At 70.8% G+C, this 19394-nt stretch carries 19 protein-coding genes; 7 read left to right on the top strand and 12 right to left on the bottom strand.

Annotation, left to right across the window (positions count from 1 at the left end; all coding sequences use genetic code 11):
• Positions 1 to 84 precede the first annotated feature (84 nt).
• Positions 85 to 1794 carry an aa3-type cytochrome oxidase subunit I gene (gene ctaD, locus OU416_RS00720; RefSeq protein WP_270924796.1) on the top strand — a complete coding sequence of 570 codons (1710 nt, stop codon included), beginning with the start codon at positions 85 to 87 and terminating at the stop codon, positions 1792 to 1794.
• Between the two features lie 89 nt (positions 1795 to 1883).
• Entirely contained in the window at positions 1884 to 2807 is a 924-nt protein-coding gene (locus OU416_RS00715) for a cation diffusion facilitator family transporter (RefSeq protein ID WP_270925391.1), read from the top strand.
• A 6-nt stretch (positions 2808 to 2813) separates the two neighbouring features.
• Here the strand turns inward: OU416_RS00715 and OU416_RS00710 are convergent, their stop codons facing one another.
• Complete coding sequence (locus OU416_RS00710) at positions 2814 to 3587, bottom strand: M23 family metallopeptidase (RefSeq protein ID WP_270924795.1); 774 nt, start codon at positions 3585 to 3587, stop codon at positions 2814 to 2816.
• A 398-nt stretch (positions 3588 to 3985) separates the two neighbouring features.
• Between OU416_RS00710 and OU416_RS00705 the strand changes: the two genes are divergently transcribed.
• A complete protein-coding gene (locus OU416_RS00705; RefSeq protein WP_270924794.1) occupies positions 3986 to 4645 on the top strand; it encodes a DsbA family protein in 660 nt (219 codons plus the stop codon).
• A 1-nt stretch (position 4646) separates the two neighbouring features.
• Here OU416_RS00705 and OU416_RS00700 read toward each other — a convergent pair whose 3' ends face one another.
• The 5 genes from OU416_RS00700 to OU416_RS00680 all read right to left on the bottom strand — a co-directional run bounded on the left by OU416_RS00700 (position 4647) and on the right by OU416_RS00680 (position 8413).
• Positions 4647 to 5822, bottom strand: a complete 1176-nt coding sequence (locus OU416_RS00700; RefSeq protein ID WP_270924793.1) for a fumarylacetoacetate hydrolase family protein — start codon at positions 5820 to 5822, stop codon at positions 4647 to 4649.
• A 232-nt stretch (positions 5823 to 6054) separates the two neighbouring features.
• The gene (locus OU416_RS00695) at positions 6055 to 6573 is read right to left on the bottom strand and encodes a 2'-5' RNA ligase family protein (protein WP_270924792.1); all 519 of its coding nucleotides are present in this window, start codon (positions 6571 to 6573) and stop codon (positions 6055 to 6057) included.
• Positions 6574 to 6576: 3 nt separating this feature from the next.
• Complete coding sequence (locus tag OU416_RS00690) at positions 6577 to 7569, bottom strand: M56 family metallopeptidase (protein ID WP_270924791.1); 993 nt, start codon at positions 7567 to 7569, stop codon at positions 6577 to 6579.
• On the bottom strand, positions 7569 to 7925 hold the full coding sequence (locus OU416_RS00685) for a BlaI/MecI/CopY family transcriptional regulator (RefSeq protein ID WP_270924790.1): 357 nt from the start codon (positions 7923 to 7925) through the stop codon (positions 7569 to 7571). Before OU416_RS00685 ends, OU416_RS00690 begins: the two co-directional genes overlap by 1 nt.
• 32 nt (positions 7926 to 7957) lie before the next feature.
• Entirely contained in the window at positions 7958 to 8413 is a 456-nt protein-coding gene (locus OU416_RS00680) for a hypothetical protein (RefSeq protein WP_270924789.1), read from the bottom strand.
• Positions 8414 to 8515: 102 nt separating this feature from the next.
• On the opposite strand from OU416_RS00680, the gene OU416_RS00675 reads away from it, so the two are divergent.
• Positions 8516 to 9223: a DsbA family protein gene (locus OU416_RS00675; protein WP_270924788.1), complete on the top strand. Its 708-nt coding sequence runs from the start codon at positions 8516 to 8518 to the stop codon at positions 9221 to 9223.
• On the top strand, positions 9220 to 10083 hold the full coding sequence (locus tag OU416_RS00670; RefSeq protein ID WP_270924787.1) for a cytochrome c biogenesis CcdA family protein: 864 nt from the start codon (positions 9220 to 9222) through the stop codon (positions 10081 to 10083). Before OU416_RS00675 ends, OU416_RS00670 begins: the two co-directional genes overlap by 4 nt.
• Before the next feature lie 253 nt (positions 10084 to 10336).
• Here the strand turns inward: OU416_RS00670 and OU416_RS00665 are convergent, their stop codons facing one another.
• The 3 genes from OU416_RS00665 to OU416_RS00655 all read right to left on the bottom strand — a co-directional run bounded on the left by OU416_RS00665 (position 10337) and on the right by OU416_RS00655 (position 13324).
• Positions 10337 to 10513, bottom strand: a complete 177-nt coding sequence (locus tag OU416_RS00665; protein ID WP_270924786.1) for a hypothetical protein — start codon at positions 10511 to 10513, stop codon at positions 10337 to 10339.
• 249 nt (positions 10514 to 10762) lie between these two features.
• Positions 10763 to 11827: a transcription termination factor Rho gene (gene rho / locus OU416_RS00660; RefSeq protein ID WP_270924785.1), complete on the bottom strand. Its 1065-nt coding sequence runs from the start codon at positions 11825 to 11827 to the stop codon at positions 10763 to 10765.
• A 276-nt stretch (positions 11828 to 12103) separates the two neighbouring features.
• Positions 12104 to 13324 carry a PucR family transcriptional regulator gene (locus tag OU416_RS00655; RefSeq protein ID WP_270924784.1) on the bottom strand — a complete coding sequence of 407 codons (1221 nt, stop codon included), beginning with the start codon at positions 13322 to 13324 and terminating at the stop codon, positions 12104 to 12106.
• A gap of 133 nt (positions 13325 to 13457) precedes the next feature.
• Between OU416_RS00655 and OU416_RS00650 the strand changes: the two genes are divergently transcribed.
• A complete protein-coding gene (locus OU416_RS00650; protein ID WP_270924783.1) occupies positions 13458 to 15251 on the top strand; it encodes an FAD-binding dehydrogenase in 1794 nt (597 codons plus the stop codon).
• 91 nt (positions 15252 to 15342) lie between these two features.
• On the opposite strand, the gene OU416_RS00645 is transcribed toward OU416_RS00650, so the two are convergent.
• Together OU416_RS00645 and OU416_RS00640 are read right to left on the bottom strand one after the other, a co-directional pair.
• Complete coding sequence (locus OU416_RS00645) at positions 15343 to 16038, bottom strand: hypothetical protein (RefSeq protein ID WP_270924782.1); 696 nt, start codon at positions 16036 to 16038, stop codon at positions 15343 to 15345.
• A gap of 65 nt (positions 16039 to 16103) precedes the next feature.
• Positions 16104 to 17717 carry a sensor histidine kinase gene (locus tag OU416_RS00640; protein WP_270924781.1) on the bottom strand — a complete coding sequence of 538 codons (1614 nt, stop codon included), beginning with the start codon at positions 17715 to 17717 and terminating at the stop codon, positions 16104 to 16106.
• 54 nt (positions 17718 to 17771) lie between these two features.
• Here OU416_RS00640 and OU416_RS00635 point away from each other — a divergent pair, with 54 nt between their 5' ends.
• Positions 17772 to 18425: a response regulator transcription factor gene (locus OU416_RS00635; protein ID WP_270924780.1), complete on the top strand. Its 654-nt coding sequence runs from the start codon at positions 17772 to 17774 to the stop codon at positions 18423 to 18425.
• A gap of 71 nt (positions 18426 to 18496) precedes the next feature.
• On the opposite strand, the gene OU416_RS00630 is transcribed toward OU416_RS00635, so the two are convergent.
• Positions 18497 to 19297 (bottom strand): phosphatase PAP2 family protein, encoded by an 801-nt coding sequence (locus OU416_RS00630; protein ID WP_270924779.1) that lies wholly within the window; start codon positions 19295 to 19297, stop codon positions 18497 to 18499.
• Positions 19298 to 19394: the final 97 nt, after the last annotated feature.

The raw sequence follows: 19394 nt of genomic DNA, 5'->3' as shown, positions 1-19394 counted from the left end.
ACCACCGTAATACTACGGTCAATAGTACTAGGTTATATAGTGACGCTACGCAGCGCCCGGACGCCGGGCAGTCAGGAGACGAGGATGACAACGGTTGTGCCGCGGCCGGTCGCCGCGCGCCCCCGCCCAGCGCGCAAGGGTTCGTACGCGGCGCGGATGCTGCGCACCACGGACCACAAGCAGATCGGCATCCTCTACCTGGTGACCTCCATGGGGTTCTTCCTCGTCGGCGGCCTGATGGCGATGCTGATCCGCGGTGAGCTCGCGGTTCCGGGGATGCAGTTCCTGTCGCAGGAGCAGTACAACCAGCTGTTCACCATGCACGGCACGGTGATGCTGCTGCTGTACGCGACCCCGGTCCTGTTCGGCTTCGCCAACTACGTCCTGCCGCTGCAGATCGGCTCCCCGGACGTCGCGTTCCCGCGGCTGAACGCCTTCAGCTACTGGCTGTACCTGTTCGGCGGCCTCACCGTGGTGGCCGGATTCCTGACTCCGGGCGGCGCGGCCGACTTCGGCTGGTTCGCCTACACCCCGCTGTCGAGCGCCGTGTACTCACCCGGCGTCGGCGCCGACTTCTGGATCGCGGGCCTGCTCGTCGGCGGTCTGGGCACGATCCTGGGTGCGGTGAACATGATCACCACGGTGGTCTGCTTGCGGGCGCCGGGCATGACGATGTTCCGGATGCCGATCTTCACCTGGAACATCCTGGTGACCAGCGTGCTGATCCTGATGGCGTTCCCGATCCTGACCGCCGCGCTGCTGGGCCTGATGGCCGACCGGCACCTGGGTGCGCACGTGTTCGACCCGGCCAACGGCGGCGTGATCCTCTGGCAGCACCTGTTCTGGTTCTTCGGCCACCCCGAGGTCTACATCGTGGCGCTGCCGTTCTTCGGCATCGTCTCGGAGATCTTCCCGGTGTTCAGCCGCAAGCCGATCTTCGGCTACTCCGGCCTGGTGTACGCCACGCTGGGCATCGCGGCCCTGTCGGTCGTGGTGTGGGCGCACCACATGTACGCCACCGGCGCGGTGCTGCTGCCGTTCTTCGCCTTCACCACGTTCCTGATCGCGGTCCCGACCGGGGTGAAGTTCTTCAACTGGATCGGCACCATGTGGAAGGGGCAGCTGACCTTCGAGTCACCGATGCTCTTCAGCGTCGGCTTCCTGGTCACCTTCCTCTTCGGCGGTCTGACCGGTGTGCTGCTGGCGATGCCGCCGGTCGACTTCCACGTGTCGGACACCTACTTCGTGGTGGCGCACTTCCACTACGTGCTCTACGGCACGATCGTGTTCGCGACCTTCGCGGGCATCTACTTCTGGTTCCCGAAGATGACGGGCCGGATGATGGACGAGCGGCTGGCCAAGCTGCACTTCTGGCTGACGTTCATCGGCTTCCACGGCACGTTCCTGGTCCAGCACTGGCTGGGCAACGAGGGCATGCCGCGCCGGTACGCCGACTACCTGGAGTCCGACGGCTTCACCATGCTGAACACGATCTCCACGATCGGCGCGTTCATCCTGGGTGCCTCGATGCTGCCGTTCCTCTACAACGTGTTCAAGAGCTACCGCTACGGCGAGGTCGTCGAGGTCGACGACCCGTGGGGCTACGGCAACTCCCTGGAATGGGCCACCTCCTGCCCGCCGCCGCGGCACAACTTCACCGAGCTGCCCCGGATCCGCTCCGAGCGCCCGGCCTTCGAGCTGCACTACCCGCACATCGCCGAGCGGATGCGCCTCGAAGCACACCTCAGCCTCACCGGCAAATCCATCACCCACTCCCCGAAGCAGCCCGACTGAACCACGTGCCCCTTGTCCTCCCCTCCCCTTGTCGTGCATTCATGCGCATGTCACTATGTATCGGGATGACGGCAACGGAAGGGATGGACATGGGGCACGGACACGGACACGGGATATCGCCCGCCCAGGCGGCGAGCGCCTCCTCGAAGCACCTCCGGCGGCTGTGGCTCGCCGCGGGCCTGGGCCTGGTCACCTTCGCGGCGCAGGTCGTCGTCGGCCTCTCCACCGGGTCGCTGGCGCTGCTGTCCGACTCCGCGCACGTGTTCACCGACGTGTCCGGCATCCTCATGGCCATCACCGCGATCCTGATCGCGCAACGGGCCAGCGCCCGCGCCAACCGCACGTTCGGGCTCTACCGCACCGAGGTCTTCGCCGCGCTGTTCAACGCCGTGCTGCTGTTCGCGGTGGCCGGATGGGTGCTCTACGAGGCGGTCGACCGGTTCGAGGAGCCGCCGGAGGTCCCGGGACTGCCGGTCAGCATCGTCGCCGTCGTCGGCCTGGTGATGAACATCGCCGCGCTCCTGCTGCTGCGCTCCGGTGCCGAGGAGAGCATCAACGTCCGAGGCGCTTACCTGGAGGTCATGGCCGACATGCTGGGTTCCATCGGCGTGCTCGTCAGCGGCCTCGTGACGCTGCTGTTCGGCTGGCGCTACGCCGACCCGATCATCGGTGTGGCCATCGGCCTGTTCGTGCTGCCCAGGGCGTTCAGCCTCGGCAAGGGCGCGCTGCGCATCCTCCTGCAGCACGCCCCCGAGCGGATCGACGTCGCCGGGATGACCACCGACCTCGGCACGTTGCCCGGCGTGCAGGAGGCCCACGACCTGCACGTGTGGACCCTCACCTCCGGGATGGAGGTCGCCTCGGCGCACTTGAAGGTCGACGCCGACGCCGACTCCTCGGCCGTGCTGGTGGCCGCGCAGCGCCTGCTGGCCGAGAAGTACCAGCTCGAGCACGCGACCCTGCAGGTCGAGACCGCCGAAGCGGCCAGCCGCTGCCAGCAGCTCAGCTGGTAGGACTCATCAGGCCCGGGCGCCGTTGTTCCGCAGCCACGTGTACGGATTCACCTTGCGGCTGTTCGCGTCCCACACCTCGAAGTGCAGGTGCGGGCCGGTCGACTGGCCGCGGTTGCCCACCTCGGCGATGACCTCGCCCGCTTCAACGCTCTCGCCCTTGCTCACCAGCGTGCGGTTGATGTGGCCGTAGACGGTGGTGGTGCCGTCCGGATGCCGCAGCCGCACCCACAGCCCGAAGCCGCTGGCCGGGCCGGCGTCGATCACCACGCCCCGCTTGACCGCGTAGATCGGGGTGCCGATGCGGTTGGCGATGTCCAGGCCGTAGTGCGTGGTCCCCCACCGCGCGCCCGGCATCGAGGTGATCCGCCCCGCCACCGGCCACACGACGCGGTTGCGCAACGCCTCCCGCTCGGCGGCCTCCCGCTGGCGGGCCGCTTCGGCCTCCGCCGCCGCGCGCTCCTCGTCGAGGCGGAGGCTCTTGTTCAGGCCCGCCAGCTCGTCGTGCTCGCCGGCCGCCGACTGCGCGGGCAGCAGGTTGGGCGAGGCCGGTGCCGGATCAGGCCCGTCGGCGATGATGTGACCGATGGAGGCCACCGGCGCGATGCCGCCGTCGAGTCCTTCGAGGTGCCCGGACGCCTGCGCTTCGTGCGTCGAGGCCACGCTCGCCGCGGCGAGCGCTCCGCCCATGACGCCCAGCATCGTCACGTAGGAGCGGACCACACCTGATGGCCGCAGGCCGGGACGCTGTTCCAGAACCCGGTCCTCCGGGTCTTCCTGCACGCGTCCCCGGGAAGCGAGGCGCTCCTCGCGGCTGGATGCGGGGGTACCGCCGCTGGCCCGATCGTGTCGCACGTGCCGCCTTTCAGATCATCACGTTCGCGTTGCACCCCCCAGCCGACGACCCACTGCCAGCGCGCACAGCACCTGGCAGCCGCGGTCCACCCGAACGGCCCCCGAAAACCGTCACCGACAGCGACCCGCGGAAGGTCGCGGCAAGGTTACGACACCATCCCGGCCTTGTCTACTAGATCATCTAGTACGGCCACGTATCGTGAATTCTAATCCACAATGGACTTAACTGCGCGAAGGTCGCCGCCACGCCACCGGAGCGCTCATCTACTATCGAAGTTAGTGCCGCAACGAGGCGCAGCAGTTGCACGCATGAGCAAGGGTGGCCCATGAGCAGGAACCTCCAACTGACCTTGGTCGTCATCGGTGTCGCGGCGGTGGCGATCTTCACGCTGCTGCTCCTGAACCGGCCGGCGGATCCGGAGGCAGCCCCCGCTGAACCCGGCCCGCTGCCAGCCCAGCTGCTGGTCCGGGAGGACAGCCACCAGCTGTCCACCGCCGCGGACGGCAAGGTGACCCTGGTGGAGTTCCTCGACTTCGAGTGCGAGGCGTGCGGCGCGGTCTACCCGGCGATGGAGCAGCTGCGCGCCGACTACGACGGGCGCATCAACTACGTCATCCGCTACTTCCCGGTGCCCAGCCACCGCAACGCCGACCTGGCGGCCCGAGCCGCCGAAGCGGCCGCGGCGCAGGGCAAGTTCGAGCAGATGTACCGGGCGCTCTTCGACAACCAGCGGGCGTGGGGCGAGAAGCAGGAGTCCCAAGAGGCGGTGTTCCTGGACTACGCCCGCGCCATCGGCCTGGACGTCGAGCGCTTCCAGGCCGACCTGAACAGCCCCGCCACGGCTGCCCGCGTCAAGAAGGACTGGAACGACGGGCTGGCCGTGGGCGTCGACGGCACGCCCACCTTCTTCCTGAACGGCAAGAAGTTCGTCCCCGACTCCTACCAGCACCTCACCGGTGCCGTCGACGCCGCACTGGCGAAGTAGGTCACCTCCCCAGGAGGCCGCGGGCCGCCAGGTTGCTCATCAGCGCGCGGATCCCGAACTCCCAGTCCGGGGCGTCCTCGGCGCTGGTCACCGCGTTGATCAACGAGCCCAGCGCCGGGGACGAAATGCGCACCACGTCGCCGCGCTTGTGCGTGAAGCCCTGGCCCGGCACGTCGCGGTCCTCGGTCGGGGCGAACATCGTGCCGGTGAACAGCGCGAACCCGTCCGGGTACTGGTGGTGGCGCCCGCAGGCGTGGCCGACCAGGTCCAGCAGGTCCCGGCTGATCTCCGCGACCGGGTTGACGCCTTCGAGCCGGTAGCCGTCCGCACCGGTGATCCGCAGGGAGATCTCCGCGCTCCGCGCGTCGTCGAGGGTGAAGTCCGCGTCGAACAGGCGCAGGAACGGGCCGATCGCGCAGGAGGCGTTGTTGTCCTTCGCCTCGGTCAGCAGCAGTGCGCTGCGCCCCTCGAAGTCGCGGAGGTTCACGTCGTTGCCGAGGGTGGTCGCCACCGGGACTCCGGCGGAGGTCACCGCGAGCACCAGCTCGGGTTCCGGGTTGTTCCACGTCGACCGGGCCAGCACGCCGATCTCGGCGCCGGTGCCCACCGCGGACAGCACCGGGGCCTTGGTGAAGATCTCCGGATCGGGGCCGATGCCGACCTCCAGGTACTGCGACCAGAGGCCTTCCTGGACGAGCACCTCCTTGACCCGCTCGGCTTCGGGCGTGCCGGGCCGCACCTGCGAGATCCGCCCGGCGACGAGATCGCCGAGCTTGGCGCGGATCGCTTCGGCCCGGCGCAGGTCGCCGTCGGCCCGCTCCTCGATGACGCGCTCCAGCATGCTGCGCACGAAGGTGACACCAGCGGCTTTGAGCACCTGGAGGTCGACGGGGGCCAGGAAGTGGGCCTCGGTGCGATGCCCGTCGAGCGTCGCCCGCAGGAGATCGGGCAGCTGCCACGCGCGTCCGCCGGGGTGGGAGCGCACGATCTGCACCGCATCGGGACGTTCCAGCAAGCCCGACACCGTCGGCTCGACCTCGGTCAGATCTACCACCGTCCGACCGCGCACGGCGGCCACGCACGGCCCGCCCGATTCCGGGTCGTGAACGCGGGCGAGCAGCGTGGCGCGCTCGGCGTCGTGGGGCGGGACGAGATCGGCATGAGCGGTGAGGTTCACGGACTGCCCTCCTGCGGACGCCACGACGGGACCTGCTCATGTCCTATCGCCGCGAATGTCCGCGGTCAACGACCGAGTCCAGGTCGGCTGCGACGCACGAACGCGGTACGACCAAGCGAGAGCACCACCCCCAGGAGCCCGAGTGCCGTGGGCCGCGTCAATTTCGTACGAAATTGACGTTCACCCGGGTGACGGTCAATTTCGTACGAAATTGACACCGCCCCCCCCGGGGTCAGGCGGTGAACTCGAAGCGCCTGCGCAGCTGCCACTGGCCATGGAACGCGATGAGCCGGGCTTCGCGCAGGTGCGCCCGGATCGGCGTGAACTCCGGGATGATCTCGCGGGTCACCGCATCGGCCGTCGCTTCCGCGGTGTTCAGCGCGACCGTCACGTGCAGGTCGACCTCGGCGCCGAACCTGCCGTCGTAGGGAAGCAGATCCGGCCACCGGCGGCGCAGTTCGCCGACCAGCGCGGACAGGCCGTCCGCCGGATCGGGCAGCAGGGCGGCGAACCCGCTCGCCCGGCGGCATTCGGCGAACTCGACCCGCAGCGGTGGCTGATCGGCGAACACCTCGTCCAGGGCCGCGAACACCTGCTCGTCGAGCGCGCCGGCGGGCAGGAACGGGTACAGCAGCGTCAGGTGCGCGGGCAGCGGGCGCACCGCGTCCGGGAAGCGGTCCGCGACGGCGGCCAGCAGCGGATCGGCTTCCGGAAGCGGCACGACCAACGCCGTTGCGCCCTGCTTCGGCATGTTCTACCCCGCGGAGACGGAGAGGCTCGGGCGGCCGGAGCAGATGGGAGTCGGGTCCGCCGTGGCGCACGGGACGAGCACGGCCGCCGCCGCGACGAGCGCCACCACGGGCAGCGCGAGCGCGGCGACGATCCGCCAGCACGCCGACTGCACCGCCACCCTCGGCTGGACCAGGCGCCGGACCCGCTCCGGAACACCCGAACCCGCCGCGGCGAGGGCCACCTTCGGCACCGGGGCGGCCGTGCTCGTGGCCATCACCGCCAGAGCCCGGGCCACCGCGCGGTTCCCGTGCCTGCGACCTGCTCGATCATCGGCGATCCACTCGACCAGGCGGGCGATCTCCTGCGAAGCCGCCTTCAGCAGCGGCACGAAGGGGAAGGCGTGCGCGAGGATCGCCGCCCAGCCGGCCATGAGGTGGTGCTTGCCGCGCAGGTGCGCGATCTCGTGCGCCATGACCGCGTCGCGCTCGGCCGGGACCAGGCGCCGCAGCGCGCCGGTGGTGAGCACGATGGTGGAGCAGCGCCCGGGCACGCAGTACGCGGCGAGTTGCTCGGCTTCCACCACCGCGACGCGGATTCCGTTGCGCACGACCGTTCTCGACGAGCTCAGGGCTTTGCGGTGCAGCTCGCGGTGCCGCCGGGTCTGCCGGACGTGGCGTGCGGCGACCACGAGCAGCCGCGCGATCACCACGCCGGATCCGAGCAGTGCGATCGCGGCGGGCGCGTCGGCGAGGCTGTGCACGCCGACGATCGTCAGCAGGGCGCGCAGGCAGGCGTGCAGCAGCGCCGCCAGCCCGTGTCCGCCGGAGAGCTGACCCATCGCGGCGAGGCCGGCGCTGATCACCGCCACGACCCACGAGGTGGCCAGCGCGGTCCAGAAGACGAGACCGAGCCGCGGCGCCGCGGACTGCCAGCCGCGGCTGGCCCGGATCAGCCGGGGACCCAGCACCGCCAGCGCCGCGACGTAGGCGAACAACCCGATGAGCAGCGGTGTCATCAGTCCTCCGGTGCCTCGGCGAGCAGTTCCCGCAGCATCGCGGCTTCCTCCTCGGTGATCTCGTCGACGAACTTGAGGAACGTCGCGCGCGGGCTGTTGCTGGCCGCGAGCGCTTCGCGCATCAGCAGCGCGGCGTGCTCGCTGGCCTGCAGGTGCGGGCGGTAGAACCACACCCGGCCGACCCGTTCGCGGTCGACCCACTGCTTGCGGTGGAGGTTCTCCAGCACGGTGGCCACCGTGGTGTAGGCGAGCCCGCGATCGCGGAGGCCGTCGAGCACCTCCCGCACGCTCAGCGGATCCCCCGCCGACCACAGCTGATCCATCACGGCCGACTCGAGCGGCCCCAGGCTGCGCATCGCAACTCCCCCTCCCGAACCGGGAGCGTAAGTCATGGACGTCCTGCCCCGGACAGCCGGCAGACCCGTGCCGAGCGCAACCTGGCGCGCAGCGCGAATCCCAGCAGCGCGAGCGAGCCGATCGCCAGCAGCGGCTGAAGCGGGCCGAACCAGCTGATCGCGCCGCTGGTGCCCAGGGCGAGCACGACGAGCTTGTTGCACGTGGGACAGCCGACGGCGAGGAACGACAGCACCGCCCCGACGACGTTGCGGCGCTGGTCGCGCGTGCGCTCGGCCTCGGACTGCGCGCTGGGTGCCAGGTAGGTCGCGACCAGCAGCCCGGACAGGACCGCGGAGACGAGCCACACCGGGTAGCTCCACCACGGGGCCTCGATCATCCTCGTGAACACCGGGTTCGGCACCAGGCCGGTCACCGCGCCGGTCACCAGTGCGACGACCGCCGAAGCCAGCGCGGCGACCGACCAGTGCCGCGCAGTCCACTCGCTCATCAGGACCTTCCTTCTCCCGGGGGTGCCGACGTCGGGCCGGCTCGACGAGCCTACTATGCACGATAAGAGTTCTACTAACTTGGATAGAAAAGGGTGGGCGTGATGACCGCTAAAGGCTCGCCGGCGCTCCGCTGGGGATTCGCAGCGCTGGTGGTGGCCGTCGTCGCAGCGCTGGCATGGGGCGCGTTCGGCGGCAAACCGGCCCCGGACCCGGCGCAGCAGGCCGCCGCGCCGCAGCAGGACGAGGTCACCGCGGCGTTGAAGGCGTTGCAGCGGCGCCAGCCCGACGACCCGTTCGCACTGGGGCGCACCGACGCGCCGGTGGTGATGATCATGTACGAGGACTACCGCTGCCCGTTCTGCTCGAAGTTCACCGCCGACGTCAAGCCGGAGCTGATCAAGCGGTACGTCGACACCGGGGTGCTGCGCCTGGAGTGGCGCGACTTCCCGATCTTCGGCGAGGAATCCCTGGAGATCGCCAAGGCGGCCCGTGCCGCCGCCCGGCAAGGCCTGTTCTGGGAGTTCCACAACGCCGCCTACGCGCGCGGCAACGGCGGGGACAAGCCGTCGTTCCCGGAGGAGACCATTCAGGAGCTGGCCCGCGAGGTCGGCGTGCCGGACATCGCTAAGTTCAACGCCGACCGCGACGACCCGGCGATCATGCAGGAGATCCAGACCGACGCGTTCGAGGGCCAGTCCCTCGGTGTGTCCAGCACCCCGTCGTTCATCATCAACAGCCAGCCGGTTCTCGGCGCCCAGCCGCTGGACCAGTTCATCGCGGTCATCGAAGCGGAGCGGGCCAAGGTATGACGATCGGATACTTCGGCGCGTTCCTCGGCGGTGTGCTGTCGCTGATCAGCCCGTGCTCGGCGATGCTGGTGCCCTCGTTCTTCGCCTACGCCTTCGCCGACCGGATCCGGCTGCTGCTGCGGACGGCGATCTTCTACCTCGGCCTGGCCACCACCCTGGTCCCCATGGGCGTGTTCGCGGGCTCGGTCGGCGCGGTGTTCAACGAGAACCGCGATCTCGTGGTGCTGATCGGCGGATCGATGATGATCCTGCTCGGCCTGGCCCAGATCCTCGGGTTCGGCTTCGGTTCCTCGGCGGCGCAGCGGCTGAGCGGGCGGATCAAGATCTCGTCCTCGCTGTCGGTGTACCTGCTGGGCACCGTCTACGGGCTGGCCGGCTTCTGCGCCGGTCCCCTGCTCGGCAGCGTGCTGACCATGGCCATGACCGGATCCAGCCCCGCCTACGGCGGCATCCTGCTGGCCATCTACGCGCTGGGCATGGCATTGCCGCTGTTCGTGATCGCGGCCCTGTGGGACCGCTTCGACCTCGGGCGGCGCCAGTGGCTGCGGGGCCGCGAGCTCAAGCTCGGCCCGCTCCGCGTGCACAGCATCACACTGCTGTCCGGCCTGGTCTTCATCGCCCTCGGCGTGCTGTTCCTCACCACCGACGGCACCGGTTCGCTGAGCGGAATCGTCAGCATCGACGCCCAGTTCACGATCCAGGCCTGGGTGCAGCGAGCATCGGCCCTGGTGTCCGACCAGCTGGTGCTGATCGTGGTCCTCGCGATCGGGATCCCGGTTTCCCTGCTCATCGCCCGGAAACTGCGCCGCGGCGACGAAGAGCCCCGGCAGGACGCGGAATCCACCCGGTCGTCCGACTGATCTCGCCGGGCGGCCTCCTGGACCGGGCGATCCAGGAGGCCGCCCGTGCGCCTTGCTGCCCGAATTGCCGCGGAGCACGACCGAGCGCGCACGAAGAACCGGCCGGCTTCCGCCACCGGAGCCCAGCGCTGCGGGAAGGTATTGGCGGGCAGTCCCGGGAGATCAAGGCCAATCCGCTTTCAGCGTGCGCAGATCGCGGTTCACTCGCGCGAGGACTCCTGGCGGGACGAGTTCTGGAGCCGGGGCGCGGTGGTCAGGCGCCTGCTACGACGTCGGCCGAGACGACGCCGGTGGAGCGGAGCGCTCGGGCCGTCCTCCGGGTTCCCCAGGGGCCGCGCACCGCCACCTCGGTGATCGCGATCGGGCAGCTCCGGCCGCCTCCGGTGGGCACCGGGACGAGTTCATCATCGGACGCGACGTGATCGGGCACGATCTCCACCTCGGAATGAGTGCGAGCAGCTGGGATCCGGAAACGCGTAATCCGGGATGCGCAACAATTGTGACGCATGGGATCCGGTTTGGTCCGCCAGGGGTGGGTAACCTCATCCGACGATGTCGCGAACTTCCCGGAAATTGATCTCCAACCAGCGCTGAATTGCCGCATCCCGGGGTCGGCGAGCTGCGGAAACGAATCCGAGAATGATCATCCACGGGCGGCGGAATTCGGATCGATCATGAATTAGGCGGCCGCCGCCGGGGCGGTCAGCGATCCCGAGACCGCCGCGACGAACTCGGCGTTCGACCTCGTCCTGCGGACCTGCTCCAGGAACTGCTCCGCCGCGCGCTTCGGGTCCTGGCCCGCCAGGGCGCGCCGGATCCCGGCCATCGCGATCAGCTCCCGCGGCGGCTGGAGCAGCTCGTCGCGGCGGGTGCCCGAACCCGGCAGGTCGATGGCCGGGAAGATCCGGTGCTCGGCGAGCACGCGGTCCAGGCGCAGATCGGAGTTCCCGGTGCCCTTCAGCTCCTCGAAGAACACCGCGTCCGCCTGCGAACCCGTGCCGATCAGCGCGGTGGCCACGATGGTGAGCGAGCCGCCGCCGTCGATGTTGCGGGCCGCGCCCAGGATCCTCTTCATCGGGTGCAGCACCGAGGCGTCGACACCGCCGGACAGGACTCGCCCCGACGAGCGGGCCGCGAGGTTGTAGGCGCGGCCGAGCCGGGTCAGCGAGTCGAGCAGCAGCACGACGTCGCGGCCCGTTTCGACCAGGCGCTTGGCGCGTTCGACGGCCAGCTCCGCGGCGCGGGTGTGCTCGGCGGGTTGCCGGTCGAACGTCGAGGCGATCACCTCGCCGCGCACCGTGCGGCGCATGTCCGTGACCTCCTCCGGCCGCTCGTCGGCGAGCAGCACCATGAGGTGCGCGGACGGGTGGTTGGTGGCCACGGCGTGCGCGATCGACTGCAGCAGCGTCGTCTTGCCGGTGTGCGGCGGCGCGGCGATGAGCGCGCGCTGCCCCTTGCCGATCGGCGCGACGAGGTCGATCACGCGGGTGACGAGCTGGTGGCGGCTGTTCTCGAGCACCAGCCGCTCATCGGGGTGCACGGGCGTGAGCCGGTCGAACTCGGGGCGCCCGCGCACCGGCGGTGCACCGTTGAGCGACACCAGTTCTCCGCCGTCCAGCACGATTTCGTCACCTCGGCGAAGGCCGTGCGCGTGGACGAGCTTCATCGGCACGTCGACCCCTCCGGGGTCGAAGCCGAGGGTCGCGGACTTGCCGCGGATGTCGAGAATTCCTCGGTAGGACATGGTTCGGGCACTCCTGGGGAGAGGGGCGTCCGGGTGCATCCGGATCGCCGGGGAGAAAAGCCCGGACTGCGCCGGGACTGGAAGAATCAGAGGGGGAAGCTTGCGGGCGGCTGGGCCGACATCCGCGAGGTTCGCCGCAAGTATGCACCAGAGCTGGAATTCCCGCAAGCCCCGTTTCCCGGATCACCCGCTCCTCACGACCGGAGGCCGTGTTCCACCGCGGCAGGGCGGGAAAACCGAGTGGTCCACAGAGGACTCTCGGGGCCAGCGCAGGCCTCAGGGCAGCGTGCGGGCGATGAGGGCGGCGCGCAGGTCGGTGGCATCGGTGGGATCCGCCGGGTTGAGGCCGGTGAGCTCGGCGATCTTGCGCATCCGGTAGTCGACGGTGTTCGGGTGGACGTGCAGCCTGCGGGCGGTGCGGCGGCGGTTGAGACCGGTGGCGAAGTGGGTGCGCAGCGTTGCCAGCAGGTCCGACTCGTCCTCGATCGCGCTGAGCTTGCCCGCCAGCACCTCGCGGGCCGGGCCCGGGCGGGTGAGCTGGTAGTCCAGCGCGAGGTCGGCGAGGGTGTAGACGCCGGGCGGGCGTCCGGCCACCGCGATCCTCCGCAGCTCGTGCGCGGTGCGCGCGGCCTCGGGGATGCCGGGCACCGAGGCCGGTACCGCGCCGACCGTCACATCCGCGCCCGCCGCCGCGCCCGACGCCATGACCAGGTCGTGGACGCGCAGGCCCGGTTCGGTGGCGCCGTCGCAGGCCAGCAGCACGATCCCGCCGTGCCCGTTGAGCCGGGACAGCAGCGGTTGCGACGTGCGGCGTTCGAGTTCGGCGCGGAACCGGCGGAGCTTGCGCCACCGCGCCACGTCGGCGTTGGTGCCCGGTGCGGATTCGTCCGGGTGCTCGGCGATCTCCACGTCGAGCACCGCGTAGCCGGCCGCCGGCTGGATGCCCAGCCTGGCCGCCGCGTCCGACGGGTCGTCCCCGGTCAGCAGCGCGGACAGCAGGGCCTGCTGCGCGGCGTGCGCATCGGCCAGGAACACGTCCCGCTCCTGGAAGTACGCGGAGGAGACCACCGCGGTGATCTCGCGCAGGTAGCGCAGTGCGAGTTCCACGACGCCGACCAGAGCAGGCACGTCCTCGGGCCTGGCCTGCGCGCTGAAGTGCTCCCACGCCACCTGCACGCCCACGTTGTGCGCGTTGAGCACGGCCTCGATGGGCACGCCCTCCTCGGCCCGGTGCAGGACGTCTTCGCGCAGGTCCGCCAGGGATTTCGGGTCGGGCGCACCGCCGTCGCGCAGCATCCGCACGACCATCGTCATGCCGCGCTGGATGATCCGGGTGATGTCGCCGAGCAGCTCCTCCTCCGGCAGCTCGGCGTAGGCGGGGAGTTCGTCGACCAGCCGCGCCAGCACGGTGGGCACCAGCGCGGGTGCGGCGGCGGCCAGGACCTGGTCGAGCGGTTCGCCGCGCCAGCGCAGTCCGAGCGCGTTGGAGTCGATCACAACGATGACCTCCCAAGACTGGAGAACTCACCACCACCACTGCCCCCGGCGGGGGTTCAGCATGGTAACCAACGTCTTACCCGCAGGTAACTTGCGGTCGGCGGCACGTCGTCGGGCACGAACAGGGGATGCGATGGACTCTCGCGGGAACGGCCGGATCAGCAGGCGGTCGGTGCTCATCAGCGGCGGCGCGGCCGCGGTCGGCGCGGCGTTGCCCACCGGCGCCGCAGCCGCCGCACCGGGCCCCGCCGGAGGTTCCGACGCCGACGCGATCGTCGTGGGCGGTGGCCTGGCCGGACTGGTGGCCACCGCGGAGCTGGCCGCCGCGGGCCGCAAAGTCCTGCTCCTGGACCAGGAACCCGAAGCCAGCCTCGGCGGGCAGGCGTTCTGGTCGCTCGGCGGGCTGTTCTTCATCGACTCGCCGGAGCAGCGGCTGGCAGGAATCAGCGACTCGCTGGAGCTGGCCCGCGCCGACTGGTTCGGCAACGCCGGTTTCGACCGCGGCCCCGACGACCCGCTGGGCGAGGACTACTGGGCCGCGCAGTGGGCCGAGGCCTACCTCGACTTCGCCGCGACCGAGAAGCGGTCCTGGCTGCACGGGATGGGCGTGCGCTGGGTGCCCATCGTCGGCTGGGCCGAGCGCGGAGGTCAGCGCGCCGACGGCCCCGGCAACTCCGTGCCCCGCTTCCACCTCACGCTCGGCACCGGCCCCGGTGTGATGGAGCCGTTCGAGAAGAAGGTGCGCGAAGCCGCCGCGAAGGGCCTGGTCACCTTCCGGTTCCGCCACCAGGTCGACGAGCTCACGGTCACCGGCGGTGTCGTCGACGGCGTGCGCGGTGGTGTCCTCGAACCCAGCGACGCACCGCGCGGCACCCCGAGTTCCCGCACCAGGGTCGGTGATTTCGAGCTGCGCGCACCGGTCGTGATCGTCACCTCCGGCGGGATCGGCGGCAACCAGGACCTCGTGCGGCAGAACTGGCCGGAGTGGCTGGGCGCGCCGCCGGAGCGCATGGTGACCGGCGTTCCGGCGCACGTGGACGGGCGGATGCTGGCCATCAGCGAGCGGGCGGGCGCCCGGCTGGTCAACCGCGACCGGATGTGGCACTACACCGAGGGGCTGGCCAACCACAGCCCGATCTGGCCCGATCACGGCATCCGGGTGCTCGCCGCGCCGTCCTCGCTGTGGTTCGACGCGCGCGGCCGCCGGTTCCCGAACCCCGGCATCCCCAGCTACGACACCCTCGGCACGCTGGAGCTGATCAAGAAGTCCGGCTACGACCACTCCTGGTTCGTGCTCAACCAGCGGATCATCGACAAGGAGTTCGTGCTCTCCGGTTCCGAGCAGAACCCGGAGCTGACCAGGAAGGACCTGGCGGGCTACCTGGCGAGCCGGATGCTGAACTCGACACCGCCGCCGGTCAAGGCGTTCCAGGACCGCGGCGAGGACTTCGTCACCGCGAAGACGCTGCCGGAGCTGGTGGCCGGGATGAACCGGCTGGCCGGTGCGGACCTGCTGGACGCGGGCGACCTGGAGCGCCAGATCATCGCGCGGGACCGCCAGGTGGACAACAACTTCACCAAGGACGAGCAGATCATGGGCATCCGCAACTCGCTGGCCTACTCCGGCGATCTGCTCGCGCGCACCACGCCGCTGCACAAGATCCTGGACCCGGCGGCGGGCCCGCTGATCGCCATCCGGATGAACGTCCTGACCCGCAAGACCCTCGGTGGCCTCCAGACCGACCTGTCCGGCCGCGTCCTGGACGCGCAGGCCAACCCGATCCCCGGGCTCTACGCGGCGGGCGAGGTATCGGGCTTCGGTGGCGGCGGCGTGCACGGCTACCGCGCGCTGGAGGGGACGTTCCTCGGCGGCTGCCTGTTCTCCGGCCGCCAGGCCGGCCGGGCCGCGGCCGCGGCGACGGCCTGAGCAGCCGGAGCTCGTGGTCACCCGTCTCGATCGGACGTGCCGTCACGTCCGATCGAGAGGAGACCCTCACCGGGTTGGCACCGACTCCGGTCTAACTGGTCCAGGGCAGGCGGACGGCTTCGAGCTCGGTGTCCGCGAGCAGGGCCTCGACGAGCAGGTGGGGGCCGCAGACCTTGGTGCCCCAGAGATCGTAGTCCGTGCAGACGACCCAGGCGCGGTCCGCGGCCCACAGGTTGGACGGGGTGTGCGGGATGTCCGGGTTGTCGAAGAGGGATTGGGCATCGCCGAGGCGACCCGTGCGGAGGTGCCCCGTTTCGAAGTCCTGCGCGACGATCGGGTTGTAGTAGGCCAGGCAAGGCGTGTTCGCACCCCGGGGGCTGTGCGCGATGAGGAATCGGATCAGCTGGTCCCACGTCGGCCTGTCGAGGCTGCCCTCGGCGGGCCACTCGATGGAGCCGGGCCGGATGCCCGTCCCTTCCGCAGAGGGGAAGCAGCGAGAACAGGGGTACAGGCCCTGGGGCACGACCGGATCACCGACGCGGGCGGCCAGCTCCGCCCAGCGCAGTCGCTCCCATCCCGGGCCTGGGTGCTCGTCCCGGCCCTGGCCGTCGTTGACCGAATCGCCCGCGGCGCTCCCGCGTTCGTACATGCCCCCGAGCACCCAGGCGGCGTCGGGCCGCCCAGGTGCCTCGTAACCGGTGAGACCGTCCCCCTGGGTGAGGTCGGCGAGCCAGTCGGCTTCGGAGGCAGGCGCGAGGGGCCACAGGGCGAAGAGGTCATCGGGCATCCGGCCACACTACGAGCCCGGATGCGACCAGCACCGCAACCCGGTGGACCTTCCCGGTCACAGCACTAGCCGCCGACCGGGATGACGTCCTTGCTCACCAGCCGCTCGCCCGCGAAGCAGAGCCGGTACACCTCTTGCGGTTCGGGCACGACGACGTCGCTGGTCAGGTAGTAGGCGCACGCGGACCCGGCGGGGCGCGGCGGCTCGGCTGCGATCTCCAGCGATCGCAGGTCGAACGCCGGGAGCACGGCCTCCACCGCTGGCCGGGACGAGCCGACGACGAGCCCGTCGTAGGCGTCCTCGGCCAGCACCGAGTTGTAGACCCACCCGGCGTAGAGGCCGATCACCACGACGACCACCGCGACGCTCACCCCCACCGGCAGGGCCAGGCCCTTGGCGATCCGCCACCGGATCCGCCGCTGCTCCTCGTCGAACCGGGCCGGTTCGCCCGGCACCACCGGGCCCGGCGGCGGGCCCGGATCGGCGTGCGGCAACGTCGCGGAAACCCGGAAGCCGCCGTCCAGCGGGCCGGCGGCCAGGGAACCGCCTGCGATCCGGATCCGCTCCGCCAGGCCGATCAGCCCGCGCTCGCCCCGGCTCGGAGCGGGCAGCACGCCGGGCGGCGGCGGGCCGTTGATCACCTCCACAGTGGTCTCGTCCGCTCCGTGCACCAATCGCACGGTGACCGGTGCGCCTGAGGCGTGCTTCGTCGCGTTGGTCAGGGATTCCTGCACCACGCGGTACACGGCGCGGTCCGCGATCGCCCGCAGCGGCACCTCTTCACCGGAACTCTCCAACCGGACGTCCACACCGGACAGCGCGGTGCGCTCCACCAGTTCCGCGACGCTCTCGTGCACCGGTTCGGTCGGCGCGGGCGAATCCTCCTCGCGCAGCACCCCGACGACGGTGTGCAGTTCCTCCGCCGCGGCCGTCACCGCGCTCCGGATGCGTCCGGCGAAGGCGCGCAGCTGCTCGTCCCCGGCCGGGTCCACCTCCGCCTTCCCGGCGCGCAAGGCGATCAGGCTCAGCGCGTGGCCGAGGGAGTCGTGCATGTCCTGGGCGATGCGGGCCCGTTCCCGCAGCCGCTCCCGCTCGGCGGCGATCGCCCGCTCCCGCTCCAGCTGCCGCGCCCGCTCCCAACCGGCCGCCATGAGGCCGGCGTTGAGCCGGCGGTAGCGACCGGTCAGCCAGGGCAGGACGCCGAACAGCACCAGCACCACCAGCGCGTACACCGCGTGCACCAGGTCGTTCGCCACCCGGGGCAGCGAGCTGTCCAGCAGGTATCCGAGCGCGATCACCGCCAGCAGCCCGCCGGCCGCGGCCACCGCGAAGACCGCCATCGGGCGCCGGACGTCCTCGACCGCCCGGCCGGCTTCGTGCCCGGCGACGACCAGCGCCAGCAGGTACGACAGCAGGACCGGTGGCCCCAACGCCGTCCCGTGGAACTGCCCGACCGCCAGCGCGACGATCACCAGCCAGGACAGGACCGGGCGGGTGCGCAGCGCCGCACCGGCCGCGACCAGCAGGGCGACCCCGCAGAGCACCAGCCACCACGGGGCACCGCCCTGCTCCTGCGTGGTGCGCTCGGCCAGCACCAGCACGGCCAGTCCCAGCCACAGCGCCAGGTTCCCGCGGGTCTGCGCCGCGACGACCCGGGACAACCACCGCGGTGCTCTCACCGTGCCTCCCGCCGCGCGCCGATACCATCGACCGGGAAGCCCTGAGGAGTGCGGATGATTCGAGTGGTGGTCGCCGACGACGAGGCGATGGTGCGCACCGGGATCAGGGGGATCCTGGAGACCGATCCCGGGATCGAGGTCGTCGCCGAGGCCGCGGACGGGCACGAGGCGATCGACCTGGTGACCCGCCACCGGCCGGACGTCGCGGCCCTGGACATCCGGATGCCCGGGCTGGACGGCCTGGGCGCGGCCGAGGCCATCTGCCGGTCGGCGAAGGACACCGCGGTCCTCATGCTCACCACCTTCTCCGAGGACTCCTACATCGCCCGCGCGCTGGGCGCCGGGGCCAGCGGCTTCCTGCTCAAGTCCGGCGACCCCCGCGAACTGATCGCCGGTGTCCGCGCCGTGTCGGAGGGCGCCGCCTACCTGTCGCCCAAGGTAGCCGCCCGGGTGATCAGCAACTTCGGCGGCGACCGGATGCTGCGCGCCGAACGGGCCAGGGCGGCGGTGGCCGCGCTGAGCGACCGGGAGCGCCAGGTCCTCGCGCTGCTCGGCGCGGGCCGGTCCAACCAGGAGATCGCCGGGGAGCTGTTCCTGGTCGAGGGCACCATCAAGAGCTACGTGAGCACCATCCTCACCCGGCTCGGCGTGCGCAACCGGGTGCAGGCCGCGATCATCGCCCACGAAGCCGACCTGATCGACGACTAGCGGCACCTCCCGAGACAGGCGGGGTGTCAATTTCGTACGAAATTGACACCGCCCCGGGTGATTCCGGGGTTTCAGCGTCGGCGGCGCTGGGGTGGTTCGGGCTGGGAGTGGCGCCGCATCCGGACGGTGGGCTGCTCCGCGGGCGGGGTCGGTCGGTGCGGGGTGTCGCCCGCTTCCCGGGTCGTGGGGCGGGTCGGCGCCTCGGGTGCGGTCACGCCGGGCGCAGCGACCAGCAGCCGACCGAGCACGCGGTGGTCCTGGAATCGGGTGACCAGTCGCGTGGCGGGCGAACTCAGGAGCGACACCACCAGCCAGACCACCGCCGCGCCGAGGAGCAGGCCGACCAGCACGTCGTGCGGGTAGTGCACGCCGACGAAGACCCGGGAGAAGGCCATCAGCACCGCGAGCCCGATCACCCACGGCAGCAGCCGGCGCCAGGCGAGGATCAAGGCCATGGCCGCGGCTCCGGCGATGGTGGCGTGGTTGCTGGGGAACGACCAGTCCCCCACCTCCGGGCAGGGCAGGACCGTGCTGCCCTCGATCAGACCGCGGCACGGGCGGTCCTGGCCGACCAGCACCTTCACCAGCTCGCTGAGCGCGTAGGCGACCACGGTGGCCGCCGGGCCCAGCAGGGACACCGCGACCGCGCGGCCGTCCCCTCCCGCACGGGCCCGCCACCACGCCAGCAGGCACAGAAAGCCCAGCACCAGCAGCCCGGCCTTCGTGTAGGCGGCGAACAACGACTGGATCGGGCCGGGCACGGCATCGGCGAACCCGATGATGCCGTCGTAGAGAACGCTTCCCGATTCGCTCGCACGTGCAGCCGGAACCACTCGGCGCACCTCCATCCACATCTCGTGATCAACGCTCATCACGCTAGGAATGGCGAGCGCGCCCGCGCTGCGCACGATCGGCAGCGACCGGCATCCCCTTTCGGCCAGGTCCCGGCCTTACTTTCGTCAGGTTCCG

Source organism: Saccharopolyspora indica (genome assembly GCF_027853965.1).
In the GTDB taxonomy this organism is placed as follows: domain Bacteria; phylum Actinomycetota; class Actinomycetes; order Mycobacteriales; family Pseudonocardiaceae; genus Saccharopolyspora; species Saccharopolyspora indica.
The sequence above is the reverse complement of the archived record's forward strand: the minus strand, read 5'-3'. Positions and strand labels throughout refer to the sequence as shown.

Coding starts and splice junctions, on each gene's coding strand:
- ctaD (WP_270924796.1), top strand. CDS start 85: ATGACAACGGTTGTGCCGCGGCCGGTCGCCGCGCGCCCCCGCCCAGCG.
- OU416_RS00715 (WP_270925391.1), top strand. CDS start 1,884: ATGGGGCACGGACACGGACACGGGATATCGCCCGCCCAGGCGGCGAGC.
- OU416_RS00705 (WP_270924794.1), top strand. CDS start 3,986: ATGAGCAGGAACCTCCAACTGACCTTGGTCGTCATCGGTGTCGCGGCG.
- OU416_RS00695 (WP_270924792.1), bottom strand. CDS start 6,573: ATGCCGAAGCAGGGCGCAACGGCGTTGGTCGTGCCGCTTCCGGAAGCC.
- OU416_RS00690 (WP_270924791.1), bottom strand. CDS start 7,569: ATGACACCGCTGCTCATCGGGTTGTTCGCCTACGTCGCGGCGCTGGCG.
- OU416_RS00685 (WP_270924790.1), bottom strand. CDS start 7,925: ATGCGCAGCCTGGGGCCGCTCGAGTCGGCCGTGATGGATCAGCTGTGG.
- OU416_RS00680 (WP_270924789.1), bottom strand. CDS start 8,413: ATGAGCGAGTGGACTGCGCGGCACTGGTCGGTCGCCGCGCTGGCTTCG.
- OU416_RS00675 (WP_270924788.1), top strand. CDS start 8,516: ATGACCGCTAAAGGCTCGCCGGCGCTCCGCTGGGGATTCGCAGCGCTG.
- OU416_RS00670 (WP_270924787.1), top strand. CDS start 9,220: ATGACGATCGGATACTTCGGCGCGTTCCTCGGCGGTGTGCTGTCGCTG.
- rho (WP_270924785.1), bottom strand. CDS start 11,827: ATGTCCTACCGAGGAATTCTCGACATCCGCGGCAAGTCCGCGACCCTC.
- OU416_RS00650 (WP_270924783.1), top strand. CDS start 13,458: ATGGACTCTCGCGGGAACGGCCGGATCAGCAGGCGGTCGGTGCTCATC.
- OU416_RS00645 (WP_270924782.1), bottom strand. CDS start 16,038: ATGCCCGATGACCTCTTCGCCCTGTGGCCCCTCGCGCCTGCCTCCGAA.
- OU416_RS00635 (WP_270924780.1), top strand. CDS start 17,772: ATGATTCGAGTGGTGGTCGCCGACGACGAGGCGATGGTGCGCACCGGG.
- OU416_RS00630 (WP_270924779.1), bottom strand. CDS start 19,297: ATGAGCGTTGATCACGAGATGTGGATGGAGGTGCGCCGAGTGGTTCCG.